The organism is Dyadobacter sp. CY323 (genome assembly GCF_021390245.1).
Taxonomy (GTDB): domain Bacteria; phylum Bacteroidota; class Bacteroidia; order Cytophagales; family Spirosomataceae; genus Dyadobacter.
Genome location: NZ_JAJUXH010000003.1, coordinates 198084 through 217211, shown reverse-complemented (window position 1 = coordinate 217211; position 19128 = coordinate 198084). Strand labels below are relative to the sequence as shown.

Here is a 19128-nt window from a genome sequence, read left to right as displayed (position 1 = left end):
TCAGCCTCTTTTGCTTTTGTGCAGGTCAACAATCTGAGTGCAAATGCGGAAGATTTCTGCTTCTCTCAAATCAGATCCGGAAGGCAGGCATAAACCGGTAGCGAATAATTTTTCGGAACATTTTCCGCCAAAGTAATACGCTTTTCTAAATACGGGTTGCAAATGCATCGGTTTCCAGATCAGCCGGGTTTCGATATTCATTTTGTCAAAGTGAGACTTGATTTCAATGGCGGATAATGTTGATTTACCTTCATCGAAAAGGACAACGGTTAACCATCGGTTCGATGAGAAACGCTCCGGTTCTTCCTGAAATGTGATCCCTGGAATTTGTACTAAGAAATTTTTATACAAACTAAAATTGGAACGCCGGCCGGATACCCGATTTGCTACAACTTCCATTTGTCCTCTGCCAATGCCTGCGCAAACGTTACTCAGTCGGTAATTGTAGCCAATTTCAGAATGCTCATAATGTGCGGCTTCGTCCCTGGCCTGCGTCGACAGGTGCCTGGCTTTTTTAATATATTCTTCCCTGCCGGAAAGTACCGCGCCGCCTCCCGAAGTGGTGATGATTTTATTTCCATTAAACGAAAGAATGCCGAGGTCTCCGAGCGTCCCGAGTTTCTGTCCGAAGTATTCGGAGCCAAGTGCTTCAGCTGCATCTTCCACCATCGGAATACCGTATTTTCTGCATACATATATAATCTCCCTGAGCCTGGCTGGCATCCCGTAAAGATGGACGACAATCACTGCTTTCGGCTTTTTACCAAGATTTACAAAGTGCTTAATGGCGGTTTCCAATGCCTCCGGACACATATTCCAGGTTGTGGGTTCGCTATCAATGAAAACTGGGTTTGCTCCGAGATAAACGATCGGGTTGGCGCTGGCGACGAATGTCAGGGATTGGCAAAGAACAATGTCATCTTTCGTCACTCCTAAAACATCCAAAGCCACGTGTATGGCCGCAGTTCCCGACGATAATGCAAGAGCGTGTTTACTACCCGTGTATTTACACAAATCATTTTCAAACTCACCGACATTTGCGCCTACTGGGGCAATCCAGTTTGTGGCAAATGCTTCCTCGATATACTTCATTTCTTCTCCGCTCATCTGTGGGGGAGAAAGCCAGATCTTAGTGTTCATAGTGTGCCTTTATAGAATGATTTTACCTGGATTACCGTAAACGGTTACGTTGTCCGGAATGTCTTTCGTTACGACGGTTCCGGCGCCAATTTTGCAATTTTTGCCAATTTGTATATTTGGAATAACCGTACTGCCAGCTCCAACCAGCGTGTTTTCACCTACGACCACATTCCCGCACAAGGTAGCTCCCGGGCCTACATGTACAAAATCACCCAATGCGCAATCGTGATCGACAACGGCCGAGGTATTTACGATCACATGAGTTCCAATGCTTGATCCCGCCTGAATGACCACATTTTGCATGATTACAATTCCGCTGTTTTTGCAAACCTCAGTGTCAATCAGCGCACTGGGATGAATGGCGTTTCCGAATTGATGTGAAACCTTCGACGCAATCGATCTTCTGACCAAATTATCTCCGATCGCAATGATCAGGTTTTCATCGGGAAATAATTCCGGAATATAGGATACGACCTCCACCGAATTGGAAAACGAGTTTCTGGTAATATCGTCGTCAAAAACGAGTAGAAGAGTTTCGCCGCAAGCTGCGAGAATACCCGATATCACTTTTGCATGTCCGCCTGCTCCATATATAATCATCTTGATAATGGGCCATTAAATTTCTGATCCTCTAATTCGATGCCTTCTCGTAGGATAACCTTTTTTATGGTTAAAAGGAGGATTTTCAGATCGAGCGCAAGTGATTGGTTTTTGATATAGTATAAATCGAAGCGAAATTTTTGGTCCCAGTTAATCGCATTTCGTCCGCTAATCTGCGCCAATCCGGTAATTCCGGGCAGTACCGAGTGCCGGAGATTTTGGGAAGCAGTGTACAGCGGCAAGTATTCGACGAGCAATGGTCTTGGCCCAACCAGGCTCATATCGCCACGTAATACATTCCAGAGCTGTGGTATTTCGTCGAGCGATGTTTTCCGCAAAAATTGTCCGATACCGGAAACGGAATCTCCCGGCAAATACATCGTCCGAAATTTGATCAGCCTGAAAACGGCTGCATTTAAGCCCGGCCTGGGCTGTATAAAAAACGGCTTGCCTTTGAAATGAAACCATAACACCACGGTTATCAAAACAAAAAGCGGTAACAGGATGATCAATCCTATTACCGCTGCAACAATGTCAAAAATTCTTTTTCCTGATTTTTGATACATGAAAATCAATTAGCTAAAACAGTTCCGGATAACGATCGGGCTCTGCTTCGCGCATGATTTGATATACAGTATCAAAAATATCATCCATATTCGGTTTCGAAAAATAGTCCCCATCGGACCCATAAGGTGGGCGGTGGTCTTTTGCAGAAATCGTTACCGGTGGCGAATCAAGCCAGCGATATGCATTTTGCTTTTCCAAAACCTGTTGCATCATATATCCCGATGCACTTCCCGGCATGTCTTCATCAGCGAAAACGACCCGGTTGGTTTTTTTTATGGATTCAAGAATGATGCTGTTTATATCAAATGGTAAAAGTGTCTGCACATCGATCACTTCGACGTCTATGCCTGAACTTTCCAATTGAGAAGCGGCCTCCATTATAATACGGCACATGGAGCCATAAGTAACGATGGTAATGTCACTTCCTTCGCGAATTATTTCAGGAATGCCCAGTGGGACGCAGATTTCTCCGATATTATCAGGAAGGATTTCTTTTTGCCGGTATGAATTTAAAGGCTCCACGATCAGTGCCGGGTCATCGCCTTTCATGAGTGTATTGTAAAATCCGGCTGCCTGTGTGAAGTTCCTCGGAACGATGATATGCATTCCGCGAAGTGAGCTGACCATCGTTCCCATCGGAGAACCGGAATGCCAGATCCCTTCAAGCCTGTGGCCGCGGGTGCGAACAATGAGTGGCGCTTTTTGCCCGCCGGCCGTACGGTAACGCAGTGATGCCAGGTCGTCCGTGAGCGTCGCCAATGCATAATAAATGTAATCGAAGTATTGTATTTCAACAATGGGCCTTAATCCGCGCATCGCCATTCCGATTCCCTGACCAACAATGGTGGCTTCACGAATTCCTGTATCGGTGATCCGTACTTCACCGTATTTTTCCTGCAAACCGGCAAAACCCTGATTTACATCGCCGATCATACCCAAATCTTCACCGAGAGCAACTACCCGCGGATCTTTTTCAAAAAGCGCATTGAAAAAAGAACGGATTACTTCCCGGCCGTCAACCGTCGGACTTTGTTCCGAATAAATAGGGGCGACAGCAGTTACATGCAGGGGAGATTCCGCAGTTTCACTATACAGATGGGTATTGAAGCGGGTTGCATTTGCTTTAAGGTTTGTTTTAAGAAAATCCTGCAAAGCGTATTTAGCGATCGATTCTTCTTTGCCAAGTATCCGTAATGCCTTGCGTATACTGGAAACCATATCACGCCTGACCGGCAAATATGTTTTTGATAATTCGTGTACCACATTACTCAGCTCACCGGTCACCTTACTATCCGCACCTGCCTCCTGAATCAGTTGTATGGTTTCAAGGAATTCCTTGTCTAATTCTCTTCGATAAGCCTGCCAGGCCAGGTTGCGGGATTGCGATGCTTTTTCTTTGGCTTCAGTTTCGATCTGCTCCAGTTCTTCATCCGTGGCATACCCGTTTTTCAGAATCCAGTCACGAAAGCGGATATTGCAATCCCGTTCTGTTTCCCAATTCAGCCTCTGTTTGGATTTGTAGCGCTCGTGTGAACCGGAAGTGGAATGGCCTTGCGGCTGCGTCAGTTCGGTAACATGGATCACCACCGGCACTTGCTCTTCCCTGCAAAGTTTCGCAGCTTTCTGATAAGTCTCGATCAATGCCGGATAATCCCACCCACTAACCGTAATAATCTCAATACCAGGCTCATCTTCATTCCTTTGAAGACCCGCCAATGCTTTTGAAATGCTACCCTTCGTTGTTTGATATTCAATCGGAACAGAAATTCCATAACCATCATCCCAAACCGAAGTGAGCATCGGGATCTGCAAAACGCCGGATGCATTCATTGCCTCCCAGAACATTCCCTGAGAAGTAGAAGCATCGCCGATCGTCGCAAAAACGATCTCATTTCCCTGACGCGAAAAAGTATTCAGGTAATGTAGTTCCTTGTTTTCCCGGTACAGTTTGGAAGCATAGGCCAGCCCGACTGCACGTGGGATCTGACCAGCCGTTGAAGAAATATCGCAAACGGAATTATACAATTTTGTCTGGTCCAGCCACTGCCCGTTCTCATCCAGCCAGCGTGTGGAAAAATGGCCGTTCATCGATCTGCCACCAGTACTCGGCTCGTGCTCCAAATCCGCGTGGGCGTACATTTGAGCAAAAAATTGCTGCCAGGTAAGGTTACCTAATGCCGCTTCGATAGTTTGGTCCCTGTAATACCCCGAGCGGAAATCCCCGGGCTTAAAAGCCCTCGCGAGTGCGATCTGGGCCACTTCCTTGCCGTCTCCGAAAATGCCAAATTTAGAACGACCGCCCATTGTATCCTTCCTTCCCAGCAAGCTCACCTGACGACTTTCGCAAGCTAAACGATAATCATTGATGATGGTTTCTTTACTCAGGACATTGGAACCTGTCAAGCTATCATTTTCAAGCATAAGCAAAATTTACGGGTTTGAATCCGTAGTTAAATTACGTTTTTTTGAATGCACGCCAAAATTATGCAGGAAAATAATAATCGACTCAACCTACCGGATAACTTTAGTAGGTTGTGTTAATATTGGTTAACAATTATTAAATTTCTCATTAAAGCATTAATCTTGTTTGCTAATATTTTTTTTCACCACTAAATGTCCAGTCACAATTATGAAAGTTTTCTTTTCAGCGTTGGTTTTACTAATTGGTTTGACCACCGTAAGTTTTGCTCAAAAAGGTGTGTTGAAGTTCAAAGAAGAAACACACAAATTTGGTAAAGTGCCACAAGGAACTCCTGTTACACACGAATTCACGTTTGTTAACGCAGGTACTGATCCTATCGTTCTTTCAAATGTTACCGTTTCTTGCGGATGTACAACTCCGGTATGGTCGAAAGCGCCCGTGCTTCCAGGAAAAACAGGTTCTGTAAAGGCGACTTTTAATGCGGCTGCATCAGGTCCTTTCAACAAGCCGGTAACTGTTTTCAGCAACACTGAAGGTGGTTCAATCACATTATATCTGAACGGTGAAGTAGTTCCAAAAGCTGCAGCTAAACCTTCTTCAAAGTAATTTCCGCCAAAGATCTTACGAGGCCAGCCCATTGCGGGTTGGCCTTTTTTTGTGAGGTAATTTAAAGATTAATAAGCTGATCTGTCGTAGAAGGACCGGCGGCGTGTGACCTTCAAATCCTGCAGGATCGAAGACTTGACCTTCAATGTAAAATTGTAGTTACTTACCCGCGAGGCACTACCCGCAAATGGCGTCCAGCTGAAACTCATATCCCAGCAATGCAGGTCGCGGTACAAAGTCAGTGAGGTAATGGTGGGTGAAAACGCAGTAAAATCGAAACCGGTATTGATACTGATCTTGAAGTTTTTGGATAAACTCAAATCACCGGTTGCCTGCACCGCCTGAATGAGCGTCGCTTTGGACAAACCTGGTTTGCTTAGTCCGAAGTTATAATTCAGCGAGACATTCCAGGGGATATTGAAGTCGACGTAAAGCTCAGGGTTTTGTTGGATAAACTCTTTTTGCTCCTGTGTAGCGGCTGAGTTATTGCTGTTCGTCGAAGTTGGGGGCGTTTTGTCCGAACTTTTCGGTGAGAAACTAGTACCGAGTGTAAAGCCCATACTTTGCAGATTTGCAAGACCCTGCCCCTGCGTCAATGCGTACTTATTGATTTTTGTCCCGATTTGGTTTGTCAAGATCCTGGGATTTGCTTCATATGCGTATGGGTCCAGGTTCATATTGAAGTTCAGGTTCAGATTTTTGCCGATCCTTGCATTTGCATTCACAGAGATATTGGACAGGTTCAGCGAATCCGCGAGCAGGTTGTAGCTTCCGCCCAGACTCAAATTGTCGAGCAGAGATACTTTCTCGAACTGTGTCGCCGCAGTATCGCTTTTTGCTTTCAGTTTCATCTCAAATGAATTGTTCAAACTGAATGACACAACACTGGAAGCCCGGCCATTGCCAACACCTGAACCAATTCCTCTGAACCGCGAAAGTGAATATTCCTTCAACTCGCCCTCGCGGTCCCGGACATTGATTTTTTGATAAAAACCAAATGCATCTCCAGTGAAGTCAGGGGTGTAAGTAAATGATAGGGAAGGAATTACAGTATGCCGGATGGCTTCCAGTCGCTTGCCCCGCACAAAAAATGTCCCGTAGAAACGCGTATTCATTCCCGCCCCGAAATTGTAGGAATATTCGCTGCCCACTTGTTTTAGCGTATCGATCCGGACTGTGTTTTCCTTGGTAACCGTATATTGATATTGTTTGGTAAAAACCTCACCCGAAAGCGATAGGCTTGGGGTGACGTTCACAAACCGTAAAATCTTGAAGTTGGGCAGCGAAATGGGAAGACTATATCTGCCCGTAAACTGTGCGTCCCGCAACATTTCAGGAAGGTTTGCAGCGTTGAAAGCCACCGTTTTTGCGCCGAGTGCCCGGAGACTGTCAATGGTATTATCGACGATAAATCCTAACCGCGAATATGAAGTATCAATGGCGGACAATGAGTTGGTCAGCGTATAATTTCCACTAAAATCCAGACCGAGGCGGAAGCTTTCGTACCAGCGGCCGCGACCGCCTTTCAATGCAAATGGCGCGATTTGATTTATACCAAAACTGAAATCCGAAGAAACGTTTGTCTTACCATTTTTCCGTTTATTTCCATCTTCCTCATCAGCTTGCCCAAAATTCTGGTTGACACGTAAACTGGCAGCTGCACGTGCATATTGGCCAAAAGTCCGGTTATATTGAACGGACGAACTCGCCACGTTCGAAATGTATTTTTGAGTATCAAATTCCTGAAACTGGTTGTAGCTGTTACTGCTGACATTCACATTTGCGGAGAACTGGGAATTGCCGCGGGGCTTTGGTGCATGCGACCAAACCACGCTAAAATCATTTGTTACGCCTCTCCCCACGAGCCGGTCAATCTCATCACTCGACTTGTTTTTGTTAAAACGCAAAGCAAGATTTCCACTGTACTGGTAACGTTTAATGTAAGTGGACGTCAATCCCAGCCCCCAGCTTCCGGTGGAATAGATCTGTCCGGTTAGAGCTGCATTCACAAATTCACTGATTGCAAAGTAGTAGCCGCCTTCCCGAAGGTAAAATCCGCGTCCATTGGGTTCTTCCCCGTAAGTCGGGAAAATAATCCCGCTGGTTCCGCTCTCTTTTTTCTTGGGAAAAGGGAAAAATCCGAAAGGCAATGCAATCGGTAACGGAACATCGCTGATCACGAGGTTAAATGGCCCTGAAATCACCTGTTTCTTGTTGACCATTTTGATCTTGGGCGCATTGATAAAGTAATGCGGGTGCGTGAGGTTACAGGTTGTGTAAATGGAGTGACGGATGTAAAAATTACCATCGGCATCCTTCTTAACCTTTTCTCCCCGGATATTCCCGTCGCCTTCCTGCGTCACAATGCCCTGGATCAGTGCTTTTTTGGATTTGAAGTTATACCTGATTTCTTTGGTATTGTACGTTTCCGGCCCATCCTGGAAAATCGGCTCGCCAGCCATTTTCTTGGCTGTGGAATCATACGTTCCGATGGCGTAAATTTCATTGGTAACCCAGTTGAGCCGGATGTAATTCGCCTTTAAATTGATCGTACCATAATTCACTTCTGCATTTCCATACAAATGCACCTGTTTGAGTACAGCATCCATTATGGTCGAATCCTCGGCCGTATATTGAACTACATTTTCAAGATCGTCGGGGTTTGACAGCGAATCAGCAGCCGTAGAATCACCGGCCGCCAAAGCTTTGTTAGCTGATGTAGTGTCGCCATTTGCTGCATTCAGGGACGTACGAGGATTACCGGTACCAGAAGTGTCGATACCAGACTGTTTTTTGGCAGTAAGAAGAGAATCCGATGATTGCTTTTCAGAAGTTGAAACACGTTGCTTACCCTGATTTTTCCCGGACCTCTTTGAGCGTTGCTGCACACATGCTAATGTGCTGAACAGGAGAAACGCTGCAACCACTGACGATATAATAATCGCCTTTCTTTTCAGTTTTAACAAATAGAGTATTTTTGCATACGAATTTCAAAATTAGCAGAGAAACCTCTAACGAGTAACGCCCCAATTAAAAAATAATGTTAAAAGTTCTTAATTTAGTAATTGTCGCAATTTTCCTGCTCACATGCGTTTCTTTCGTTATTCGGCAACACCCCGAAGTTTCAAAATCCAGTAGAGTTAATACGGTCGTTATAGATGCCGGCCATGGGGGCAAAGATCCGGGAACGAGGGGGCGAAATACCAAAGAAAAGGATGTTGCCCTGGCCGTGGCCCTGGAACTTGGCCGGAAGATCAAAGAAAGTACTCCTGAGGTCAAGGTTTTATATACCCGTTCAACCGACGTTTTTATTGAGCTCGGGGAACGTTCCGCATTTGCTAACCGCAATAATGCAGACCTTTTCATTTCTGTTCATTGCAATGCTACGCCAAGATCCAAAACGGTTCATGGTACCGAGACATTTGTGATGGGTTTGCACAAAACAGAAGGTAACCTGGAAGTTGCGAAAAGGGAAAACTCAGTTATTTTGCAGGAAACGAACTATAAACAGAAGTATAAGGGTTTTGACCCAAACTCTCCGTTGGCGCACATTATGCTTGCCAACTACCAGAGTGCCTTTATTTCAAGCAGTCTCCGTCTGGCCGATCTGATCGAAAAGAAGTTTCAGTCGGTATCGGAGCGGGAAAGCAGGGGAGTGAAACAGGCCGGGTTCCTTGTTTTGTGGCGATGTGCGATGCCGAGCGTGTTGATTGAAACCGGCTTTTTGTCATCACCCGATGAGGAAGATTATCTGAGTTCGGAAGACGGGCAGGCAGAAGTGGCCGAATCCATTCATCAGGCATTTATGGCCTACAAAAAAGATATGGACCGGTGAGTAAGTGAATTCAATTAAATTTAGTCCATGAAATTATCAAAAGAAGCAAAAGTCGGCCTCATGGGCGTGTGCGCACTCGTCATGTTGTATTTCGGCTTTCACATCCTAAAAGGCTCCGACGTTTTTTCCAGAACCTATAAATATTACGTGGTTTACGACAATATCGATGGACTCACCGCCTCAAATCCCGTGTTACTCAATGGGCTGAATGTCGGCAGGGTTCAGGAAATTAAACTACTTCAGAATCAAAAAAACCATTTGCTGGTATCGCTGGATATTCAAAAAGGGATTGTTGTTCCGAAAGGAAGTTCGGCAGTCCTGGCTGACGGCGGATTGCTCGGAGGTAAAGTGGTGCATTTGATCTTTGGCTCAGGTGCGGCGATGCAGGATGGAGACACACTTCTCGCGAAGAAAGAATCCGGTATTTCGGCCGTTTTGCAGCAGCAGGCTTTGCCTTTGGTTACACACGCCGATTCTTTGATCAAAAATCTGGATATCGTGGTTGCAGGTTTCAAAGAGACAGGTTTGATATTAAACCAGGTTCTTAAAAATTACAATCAGACGGGAAGCAATTTGCAGGGGTTATTGAATGAAAATCGCACCAACCTGCTGGCTATGACGACCAACCTGAATAAACTTTCGACATCACTGATCGAAACGGAAAAAGAACTCAAACCGCTTCTTGTCAAAACCGGGACATTGGCCGATTCGCTTAATGCATTGAAACTTGGCGAAACGGTTAACAATGCAAACCGCACCATCGGTGAGCTGCATACGCTTCTGGCGAGTGTGGAGGCCGGAAACGGAACTGCCGGTAAATTGATCAAAGACGAAACCTTATATAACAACATCGACCGTACGATCGTGAGTCTGAACAAACTTTTGACCAACCTGCGTGAACATCCGAAACGGTACATCAACATTTCGGTTTTTGGTAAAAAAGACAAAGGCCCGTCTGAATCACCTCTGGATACTGCAACCAAAATCAACTGAAGGTAGTTAATTGCTGATCTTTAAATTAATATCCAAGTCGTTTGCTTCCCGGTGAACGACTTTTTATTTTAGCTTCCCATCCACTTCATCGCAACTCATGACTAGTCAGAAAACTTTACCCCAACTGCTGGAAAAACTCAATGAAAAGTATGAGCAGGTAAAACTCGGCGGTGGTGTTAAGAAGATCGAGGCGCAGCACAAAAAAGGGAAACTGACAGCAAGAGAAAGGATTTCGTACCTGATCGATGCGGATTCGTATTTCGTGGAAATTGGTGCATTCGTGGCAGACGGCATGTACGAAGAAGAAGGCGGCTGCCCATCAGGCGGCGTGGTAGCAGGAATCGGTTATGTCACGGGAAAGCAATGCGTAATCGTTGCCAACGACGCTACTGTAAAAGCCGGAGCCTGGTTTCCGATTGCGGCAAAAAAGAACTTGCGTGCGCAGGAAATCGCCATGGAAAACCGGCTACCTGTCATTTACCTGGTGGACAGTGCCGGCGTGTACCTGCCGCTGCAAGCCGAAGTTTTTGCAGATAAGGAGCATTTCGGGCGGATTTTCAGGAACAATGCGCAAATGTCCGCGATGGGCATTATCCAGATCGCCGCGATCATGGGCAGTTGCGTCGCCGGCGGGGCATACCTGCCAATCATGTCCGACGAAGCCTTTATTGTAGAAGGTACCGGATCGCTTTTCCTTGCCGGACCTTATCTTGTCAAATCCTCGGTGGGCGAAGATGCCGATACCGAATCCCTCGGTGGCGCCACGATGCATTGTGAAATCTCCGGAGTGACAGATAATAAATTTCCGGATGATAAATCCTGCCTAGACGCCATTAAAAGACATATCGATAAAATAGGTAACCCATTATCAGCGGGTTTCAACAGAAAAACGGCTGTTGCCCCGATTCGCAATGCAGAAGAAATTTACACACTGCTACCGACCGATCGACTGAAACCGTATGATGTAAAACCGATCCTGGAATGCATTGTCGACAATTCGGAACTGGACGAATACAAACCGGATTATGGTAAAACGCTCATTTGCGCCTACGCCAGAGTGGATGGCTGGGCGGTAGGGATTGTGGCCAACCAGCGAAAAATTGTTAAATCCGGAAAAGGTGAAATGCAAATGGGCGGCGTGATTTATGGAGAATCTGCCGATAAAGCAGCCCGGTTCATCATGAACTGCAATCAGAAAAAGATACCGCTGCTTTTCTTTCACGATGTTACCGGCTTCATGGTGGGTAGTCGGGCGGAGCAGGGTGGGATTACAAAGGATGGCGCCAAAATGGTGAATGCAGTCGCCAATTCGGTGGTGCCGAAATTCACATTTATCATCGGAAACTCGTACGGCGCGGGCAATTACGCGATGTGCGGAAAAGCGTACGATCCGCGACTGATCTTCGCCTGGCCCACTGCACAAATGGCGGTGATGAGCGGCGCAACCGCTGCTAAAACGCTTTTACAGGTTCAAACAGCAACATTGAAAGCCAGAGGCGAAGTATTAACGGAAGCAGCAGAAAAAGAACTTTTGGATCAAATCACAGATCGTTATAACCAGGAATTGTCCCCATATTACGCAGCTGCCCGCCTCTGGGTAGATGGGATTATCGATCCGGTGGAAACACGCCGGATTATCTCAGTTGGCATTGAAGCCGCAGATCAGTCACCCATTGAAAAGCAATTCAATGTAGGTGTCATTCAAGTTTAACTAAAACCTTAATTCGAATATCATGTCTGAACAAATAGCCTTTTTGGGTCTTGGAAACCTTGGTTTTCCCATAGCCGAAAGCCTGATCAACGCAGGTTACGACCTTACTGTCTGGAACAGGACCGCTTCCAAAGCCGATCCTCTCCTAAAACTGGGTGCAAAAGTGGCTGAAACGGCGATCGATGCCATTACGCCAGGTGCAATAGTGATTTCAGTAGTTGCCGATGATGCCGCATTGGAAGAACTGTTTTCAATGGAACTGATTGAAAAACTGGGAAAAGGTGGGATACATATCTCGATGAGTACCATCGGGCCTGAAACGTCCCGCCAGCTGAGCCAGATACATGACTGGTATGAGGCATCTTATGTAGCCGCCCCTATATTTGCCCGACCAGAAGCTGTGAGCGCAGGAATTGGTAACATCGCCATTTCCGGTAAGGCAGCCGCAAGAGAATCGGTTAAGCCCATTCTTCAAACGTTCGTCAAAGGTATTTTCGATTTTGGGGATGACGCCGGTGCGGCCAATGTAATAAAGCTAGCCGGGAATTTTATGATTGGTGCGAGCCTGGAAATGATGGGAGAAGCTTTCACATTCGCGGAAAAACGCGGTATTTCCAGACAAGCGATTTATGAAATGCTAACTCAGACTTTGTTTGCGGCGCCTATTTTCCAAAACTATGGGAAAGTTGTGGCCAGTCATGCTTACGAGCCTGCTGCGTTCCGGTTACCGCTTGGTTTGAAAGACATTAACCTCACTTTACAGGCGTCTTCAAATGTAAATGCTCCCATGCCAATGGCCGACCTGATCCGTAATCGGTTCATCTCTGCACTCGCAAAAGGAAGAGAAAACCTGGACTGGGGCGCACTTGCAATGGGAGCATCCGATGATGCAGGGACTACTCCCTGATCTCCATTAACATCTCATCAGTTATATTATTCTTCTCTTTGAAGTCCGAAACGGTTTCAGTAAAAGAGGTATGAAGTGTTTCTACGATTTCAAGATTTTTGTAAACGCCATCGTATATTTCATTCAATGATTTGTCAAGGTTCTCTACATTGACATTCATATTTTCAGTTTCGATCTGGCCGATCTTTTTGATGACCGCAGTCTCACTATTTTTCAGATCTTCAATCTCACGGAGAATCTTCTCCATTGTCTTAAACTTCTCGATCTTATCCATAAGTCCGTTTGTGTTGTTTGATGTTGAAGGTTAAAATATCATACCAAACGGATGGCGCGTATCGGTAAATTCATCCTATAAATCCCTTTATCAGCTATGAAAAAGAGATTTATTGGATGCCTGATGATGGGCATTTTATGTTTGCAAATCGTTCCTGTTTTCGCGCAAACGTCTGAAAAAGCAACATCCTGGAAAGGTTTTGATAAGGTAGAATTCAAGTTTGAAGACCGCGATGCCTGGTATGTCAAACCTCATAAAGCAATCCCTGGGAACCCGTGGATTTGGCGGGCACATTTCCCCACATGGCATACCGAAATGGACAGTATCTTGCTTTCACGCGGCTTTCATGTGGCTTATGTGAACACCAACGACATGTTTGCCCATCCCAAAGCCATGCAGGTTTGGGACAATTTTTACGATTACCTGGTAACTAAAAAGCAGTTTGCGCCGAAAGTTGCATTGGAAGGAGTGAGCAGGGGCGGCTTGTATGTCTATGGCTGGGCGAAACGTAACCCCGACAAAGTGAGCTGCATTTACGCCGAGGCGCCGGTTTGTGATCCTAAAAGCTGGCCGGGAGGCAAAGGAAAGGGAAAAGGTTCTGAAAAGGATTGGGCTGAATGGCTGAAATTGTTCAATGTGAAGGAAGATCAGGTTGCGGAATTTAAAGATATTCCAATCAATGACCTGGCCGGATTAGCGTCATTCAAGGTGCCTGTTTTGCATGTGATTGGTTTACAGGACAAACTGGTTCCGCCAGCTGAAAACAGCGATATTCTGATAAAGAATTACCAGCAATTGGGCGGGCCGGTGAGCGTGTATGCCATGACGCGCGGCGAGCAGACGTTGGAAGGCCATCATTTCCCGATCGAGCACCCCGAAATCTTTGCCAATTTCATTGAAAAAAACAGCGTTCCGGTTGCAGAACCACTCTCGCACCAACCCTATATTGAGACAAATAAAGGGTTGGGAAATGCATTTGAAAAATTCAGGACTACCAAAAAAGGAACAGTCGCATTTCTCGGCGGGTCAATTACCCATAATCCAGGCTGGCGGAACAAAACAGCCCAGTACCTGAAGGAACATTTTCCCGAAACGGAATTTACATTCATCACTGCGGGCATTCCTTCGCTGGGAAGTACGCCGCATGCATTTCGGTTCAGCCGCGATGTGCTCGCGCACGGTACGCCCGATCTGCTTTTTGTAGAGGCAGCGGTGAATGATCGTGGGAATGGGTTTAGTGAAAAAGCGCAGATACGCGGACTGGAAGGAATTCTTCGTCAGATGTATTACAAAAATCCTTCTGCGAATGTGGTGATGATGGCATTTGCAGAGCCATTTAAGAATACAGATTATGAAAACGGCAAAGAGCCGGTGGAGGTTGCAGTTCACGAAAAAGTGGCTAAACATTACGGCGCAGCATACATTAACCTGGCAAAAGAAGTGTACGATCGCATTACTGCCGGAGAGTTTTCCTGGAAGTATGATTTTAAAGATCTACATCCGTCGCCTTACGGGCAGGAAGTGTATTTTCAAACCATTAAAGAGCTGTTGAAAATGGAGGTAGCGCCGTCGGGTTTGATGAAAATGCCGTCACCAATCGACAAGTTTTCGTATGAAAAAGCACATTATCACGCACTCAATGAGGCCAGGAATCTAAAAGATTTCACTTTGGTAAATGATTGGAAACCGGCTGATAAAGTGTCGACGCGGGCAGGTTTTGTGAATGTTCCCATGCTGGTCGGTGAGAAGGCGAATGCATCGTTTGGTCTCGAATTTAAAGGCCGCGGCGTCGGTATTGCCATTATCTCCGGGCCCGACGCAGGAACGATTACCTATTCGATAGACGGTAAGAAACCACAAACGCTCGACTTATTCACCCGCTGGAGTGACCAGCTGCATTTACCCTGGTACCTCATGCTCGCCGACGAACTAAGTCCCGGAAAACACAAGCTGCATTTAACCATTGATTCGGGGAAGAATGAAAAGAGTGTTGGGAATGCGTGTCGGGTTGTTCATTTTTTGGTTAATGAATAACAGTTTACCATATTTATAATGTTGTTCTATTCACACACTAAATCGGAAACCTATGCCCGAGATTTCGCGTTTTTTCGGAATTACTATCTATATGTATTTCAAAGACCATTTGCCCCCACATTTTCATGCGGAGTATGGCGGTCAGGAAGCTCAATTTTCCATCGAAACAGGTAATATCATTGTCGGAGATCTTCCAAGAAAGCAAATTCGCCTAATTCAAGCCTGGGTAGAAATTTATCGTGACGACTTGAACATTAATTATGAAGAGTCGCTGCGTGATAATGGACAGTTAAGAAAAATAAGACCATTACAATGATGAATCCGAGAGTTAAAGAGATATTGTCAGCAAATCCTTTCGTTATCACAGCTTTATGGAGTGACGACAGGGTTAGGTCAATTGATTTTGCTACTTTTCTCCGCGACTATTTCGAAAAAAAGGACAGTTTATTTTTCAGAATCCTTCAACCTGAAACTTTCGTCAATGCGAAAACGGATGGTAGAACGATCTATTGGGATAATATTGCCAAAATGAAAGATTACGATGGAACCCTGATTGATGCGCCGCTGGATTTCTGCCCGGATGTACTTTTTGAACAATCACAATTAGTTTCCTGATCACTTCAACGTCTGCGTTGTATACGTACTCTCAAAAATCTTGTCCGCATTTACAGCCTCAAAACCATCCCGTCGATGTTTTCTTTTGATCTGATCAGCAGGTAAATTTTGGAATTCACGTAAGACTTTCCTTTCAGCGAATTCTACGTAAGAACCCGAAATATGTAAATGTTCGCCATTTGCAAATTCCGCATCGATCATTTCCGCAACCGTCGAGCTTTGCAGCAAACCGCCATCGGGACTGATTTTCACTTTCCCGCCGGAGGTATTCAGCTTAATCCCATTCTTTTCCAAAAATGCATTGAATGCTGCAACGGTATCATAATTATCGGGCAGGTTATGCACGCTGATGGTGAAATGATTAAGGTAATATCGGTTATAAATCACCCAGGCCGCATATTCGCTTTCTTTCAAAAGAGTCTGATAATCCGTTACCGAAGGTGTTCGCCACAGCGGTCGGTGTAAAAACGCATCTATCTCAGCGCCATTATCCAGATCCAGTGAATCGACCGGGTCGCTTTTGACTTCATCCGTATAACTTTTAATGATTTGCTGACTTGCCTCAGAAAGGTCGCCTACGCGAAGTTCGCTTACAAAAATGCGTGGATCAGTGTCCCGTGGAGGACTATACCACCAGGCATCCAACTTTTTTCCTTCAAAAAAATAGTGCTCACGCTTCTCATAGCCGTAATACAGGAAAATCTTTTCAAATGACTTTACTCCCAGTTTAGGTACTCCCATGGTTCGGAATGCAATATGGTCGTTTTCAATATCCTGGACATCGCCGACTATATTCTCCCTGACCATTGCATCGAGTATTATACCCACATCGGGGACCCGCTCTTTGTATCGACGCATTAATCCGCCGAGAACAATGTCCAAAGTTTTAAGTTTGTCTGATGAGATGCTCATTATCAGGTAATTAAAAAGGTAAGTATTAAATTATATGTCAGAATGGATAGAAAACGTAAAATTAAGATTTTAAATAAATGCGAAGCTCTTCAAATTATTGCGATCATAATTTGTTATAATATAGCGGGAAATAGTATAAGTAACCGAAGTTTGTAACTATGAAAAAACAACTTTTCTTTTCAGCAGGGATTTTGCTCGCCATTCTGATTATGGTCGTGTCCTGCTTTCAAAAGAATGGTACTCTGAAAAGCAGTAAGTCCAGGGACGCGATCAGCTATAACTTTAATGTGAGGCCGATCCTCTCGGACAAATGCTTCGCCTGCCACGGGCCCGACTCCAAAAAGCGTGAGGCGGGGTTACGCCTCGATATGGCAGAAAGTGCATATGCGAAGCTAAAAGACGGAAAAGGTGTTGCCATTTTTCCCGGCGATCCTGAGAAATCGGAACTTTATAAAAGAATAACTTCGGTCGATCCTGAATACCAGATGCCTACGCCGGAATCGCATTTGGGGCTTCTCAATGAGGATGAAATTGGTACGATAAAAAAGTGGATCGAGCAGGGTGGGAAATACGAAAAACATTGGGCGTTTATCCCGCCAGCCAAATCTGCATTGCCTGAGGTTGAACAGGAAAAATGGCCAAGAAATGAAATTGATCATTTTGTTTTGGCCAAAATGGAGGCTCAAAATCTTAAACCAAACGAAGAAGCGGATAAAAGTCATTTGCTGAAAAGAGCCTCGCTCGATCTCACCGGCTTACCGCCGACTGTGGAAATGCAGAATAAGTTTGAAGCCGACAATAGTGACAAGGCTTATGAAAAGATCATCGATGAACTGCTCGCTCAGAAAGCATATGGAGAAAAAATGGCGGTTTACTGGCTGGATGTTGCCCGTTACGCCGATTCTTACGGATATCAGGATGATGAGATCCGAACGCAATGGCCATGGCGCGACTGGCTGATCAGCGCATTTAACAAAAACCTTTCTTACGATAAATTCCTTACCTGGCAGATTGCCGGAGATATGCTGCCCAATGCTACGAAGGAACAGGTTCTGGCAACTGCATTTTTCCGAAACCATAAATATACCGAGGAAGGCGGCGTGATCCCGGAAGAATATCGCATTGAATACAATATTGATAAGACAAAAACATACAGCATGGGCGTACTGGGCCTATCTGTGGAATGCGCTCAATGTCACGACCATAAGTACGATCCTGTTTCCCAGGAAGATTACTACCGGCTTTTTGCGTTTTTTAACAACTCGAAAGAAGTGGGATATGAAGGTGACGTGTCGCAATCGAAACCAGCCAAAAATCCGATCATGAGTATTTCGGACGAAGAAGCGAAATCGTTGCTAACCTTTATTAATCGACCCGACACCAATCGTTTGATTGTTTCGGTACTTGGCGACCTGGACACTTTAAGGCCGACGCACATTCTGAACCGCGGCGTTTACGATGCGCCGGGCCGGGTTGTTACTGCGTCCGGACTTCCGGCGGTGATGAAATTTGACACAACAAAACTTCCTCAAACCCGCCTTGGACTTGCTAAATGGACGATTGACAAGAAAAATCCATTGACTGCACGTGTTTTTGTAAACCAGGTTTGGCAGGAATTCTTTGGCCGTGGTATCGTAAAAAGTACAGGTGATTTTGGAATGCAGGGTGAGCTTCCTACCAATCCGGCATTGCTCGATTGGCTCGCAGTGGATTTTATGGAAAATGGCTGGAATATTAAAAGACTGGTGAAGCAGATTGTAACATCTGCCACATACCGGCAATCTGCGAAGATCACGGATGAAAAGTTGAAAGCAGATCCGGACAATGTATATCTGTCGCGCGGGCCACGTTACCGTCTGCCGGCGGAGTTTGTGCGGGATATGGTATTGTCCAGCAGCGGATTACTGATTCCGAAGATTGGCGGGCCGAGTGTGAAACCGTACCAGCCGAAAGGATTGTGGGAAGCAGCTACATCCGGTCGCGGGCAGCTGGCGAAATACCGTCAGGATCGTGGGGAAGCACTTTATCGCCGGGGCATGTACACGTTTATCAAACTAACCGTCCCGCCGCCGTCGATGATCATTTTCGACGCAAGTAACCGCGACCATTGTGAAGTAAAACGCTCAAAAACCAATACGCCATTGCAGGCATTGGTAATGCTGAACGATCCGACCGTGCTCGAAGCATCGCGCGTGCTGGCGGAAAGGCTGACATTAAAATCGCAGAATGTAAACGAACGCATTACCGAATCGTTCCAGCGCATTGTGTGCCGCAAACCGACGGAAAAAGAATTGAAGCTTCTGACCGAATATTATCAGGATGAAGCGGGGATTTTTTCAAAAAATAAAAAGGAAGCACATAAAGTATTGAATGTAGGCGAACATCCGCACGAAGAGAAAGTTGCCGAAGATCAGGCGGCGGCATTAATGCGGGTGATTAGTACATTGTATAATATGGAGGAGACGATTGTGAAGTCTTAGGAGCTCTTAGCTGTTAGCCTTTAGCTATTAGC

16 protein-coding genes are annotated in these 19128 nt (G+C 45.6%); 9 read left to right on the top strand and 7 right to left on the bottom strand.

Annotated features, from left to right (window positions below; genetic code table 11):
• Genes LZG72_RS07040 through LZG72_RS07025 form a run of 4 tightly spaced genes read right to left on the bottom strand, consistent with a single transcriptional unit; the run spans window position 1 to window position 4728 of the window.
• Window positions 1-1140: an aminotransferase class I/II-fold pyridoxal phosphate-dependent enzyme gene (locus tag LZG72_RS07040; protein WP_233869397.1), complete on the bottom strand. Its 1140-nt coding sequence runs from the start codon at window positions 1138-1140 to the stop codon at window positions 1-3.
• A gap of 9 nt (window positions 1141-1149) precedes the next feature.
• Window positions 1150-1740 carry an acetyltransferase gene (locus LZG72_RS07035; protein ID WP_233869394.1) on the bottom strand — a complete coding sequence of 197 codons (591 nt, stop codon included), beginning with the start codon at window positions 1738-1740 and terminating at the stop codon, window positions 1150-1152.
• A complete protein-coding gene (locus LZG72_RS07030; RefSeq protein ID WP_233869391.1) occupies window positions 1737-2306 on the bottom strand; it encodes a sugar transferase in 570 nt (189 codons plus the stop codon). Before LZG72_RS07030 ends, LZG72_RS07035 begins: the two co-directional genes overlap by 4 nt.
• A gap of 13 nt (window positions 2307-2319) precedes the next feature.
• Window positions 2320-4728: a thiamine pyrophosphate-dependent enzyme gene (locus LZG72_RS07025; protein WP_233869388.1), complete on the bottom strand. Its 2409-nt coding sequence runs from the start codon at window positions 4726-4728 to the stop codon at window positions 2320-2322.
• Window positions 4729-4936: 208 nt separating this feature from the next.
• On the opposite strand from LZG72_RS07025, the gene LZG72_RS07020 reads away from it, so the two are divergent.
• A complete protein-coding gene (locus LZG72_RS07020) occupies window positions 4937-5335 on the top strand; it encodes a DUF1573 domain-containing protein (protein ID WP_233869385.1) in 399 nt (132 codons plus the stop codon).
• 68 nt (window positions 5336-5403) lie between these two features.
• Here LZG72_RS07020 and LZG72_RS07015 read toward each other — a convergent pair whose 3' ends face one another.
• Window positions 5404-8301, bottom strand: a complete 2898-nt coding sequence (locus tag LZG72_RS07015; protein WP_233869383.1) for a putative LPS assembly protein LptD — start codon at window positions 8299-8301, stop codon at window positions 5404-5406.
• Window positions 8302-8375: 74 nt separating this feature from the next.
• Between LZG72_RS07015 and LZG72_RS07010 the strand changes: the two genes are divergently transcribed.
• The 4 genes from LZG72_RS07010 (at window position 8376) to LZG72_RS06995 (ending at window position 12781) form a co-directional block, all read left to right on the top strand.
• Entirely contained in the window at window positions 8376-9170 is a 795-nt protein-coding gene (locus tag LZG72_RS07010) for an N-acetylmuramoyl-L-alanine amidase (protein ID WP_233869380.1), read from the top strand.
• Between the two features lie 27 nt (window positions 9171-9197).
• Window positions 9198-10163: an MlaD family protein gene (locus LZG72_RS07005; RefSeq protein WP_233869377.1), complete on the top strand. Its 966-nt coding sequence runs from the start codon at window positions 9198-9200 to the stop codon at window positions 10161-10163.
• A 97-nt stretch (window positions 10164-10260) separates the two neighbouring features.
• Window positions 10261-11874 carry an acyl-CoA carboxylase subunit beta gene (locus LZG72_RS07000; RefSeq protein WP_233869374.1) on the top strand — a complete coding sequence of 538 codons (1614 nt, stop codon included), beginning with the start codon at window positions 10261-10263 and terminating at the stop codon, window positions 11872-11874.
• 22 nt (window positions 11875-11896) lie between these two features.
• Window positions 11897-12781: an NAD(P)-dependent oxidoreductase gene (locus LZG72_RS06995; RefSeq protein ID WP_233869371.1), complete on the top strand. Its 885-nt coding sequence runs from the start codon at window positions 11897-11899 to the stop codon at window positions 12779-12781.
• On the opposite strand, the gene LZG72_RS06990 is transcribed toward LZG72_RS06995, so the two are convergent.
• On the bottom strand, window positions 12771-13055 hold the full coding sequence (locus LZG72_RS06990; RefSeq protein WP_233869368.1) for a hypothetical protein: 285 nt from the start codon (window positions 13053-13055) through the stop codon (window positions 12771-12773). The two genes, LZG72_RS06995 and LZG72_RS06990, sit on opposite strands and share 11 nt — an antisense overlap.
• A 96-nt stretch (window positions 13056-13151) precedes the next feature.
• Here LZG72_RS06990 and LZG72_RS06985 point away from each other — a divergent pair, with 96 nt between their 5' ends.
• From LZG72_RS06985 to LZG72_RS06975, 3 genes are read left to right on the top strand one after another with little or no spacing between them, the layout of a single operon-like run.
• The gene (locus tag LZG72_RS06985; protein WP_233869365.1) at window positions 13152-15089 is read left to right on the top strand and encodes an SGNH/GDSL hydrolase family protein; all 1938 of its coding nucleotides are present in this window, start codon (window positions 13152-13154) and stop codon (window positions 15087-15089) included.
• A gap of 52 nt (window positions 15090-15141) precedes the next feature.
• Window positions 15142-15405: a DUF4160 domain-containing protein gene (locus tag LZG72_RS06980; RefSeq protein WP_233869362.1), complete on the top strand. Its 264-nt coding sequence runs from the start codon at window positions 15142-15144 to the stop codon at window positions 15403-15405.
• Window positions 15402-15704, top strand: coding sequence for a hypothetical protein (locus LZG72_RS06975; RefSeq protein ID WP_233869359.1), 303 nt, complete (start codon window positions 15402-15404; stop codon window positions 15702-15704). Before LZG72_RS06980 ends, LZG72_RS06975 begins: the two co-directional genes overlap by 4 nt.
• Here LZG72_RS06975 and LZG72_RS06970 read toward each other — a convergent pair whose 3' ends face one another.
• Complete coding sequence (locus LZG72_RS06970; protein WP_233869356.1) at window positions 15705-16616, bottom strand: DUF1338 domain-containing protein; 912 nt, start codon at window positions 16614-16616, stop codon at window positions 15705-15707.
• 158 nt (window positions 16617-16774) lie between these two features.
• Here LZG72_RS06970 and LZG72_RS06965 point away from each other — a divergent pair, with 158 nt between their 5' ends.
• Window positions 16775-19096 (top strand): PSD1 and planctomycete cytochrome C domain-containing protein, encoded by a 2322-nt coding sequence (locus tag LZG72_RS06965; RefSeq protein WP_409017669.1) that lies wholly within the window; start codon window positions 16775-16777, stop codon window positions 19094-19096.
• Window positions 19097-19128: the final 32 nt, after the last annotated feature.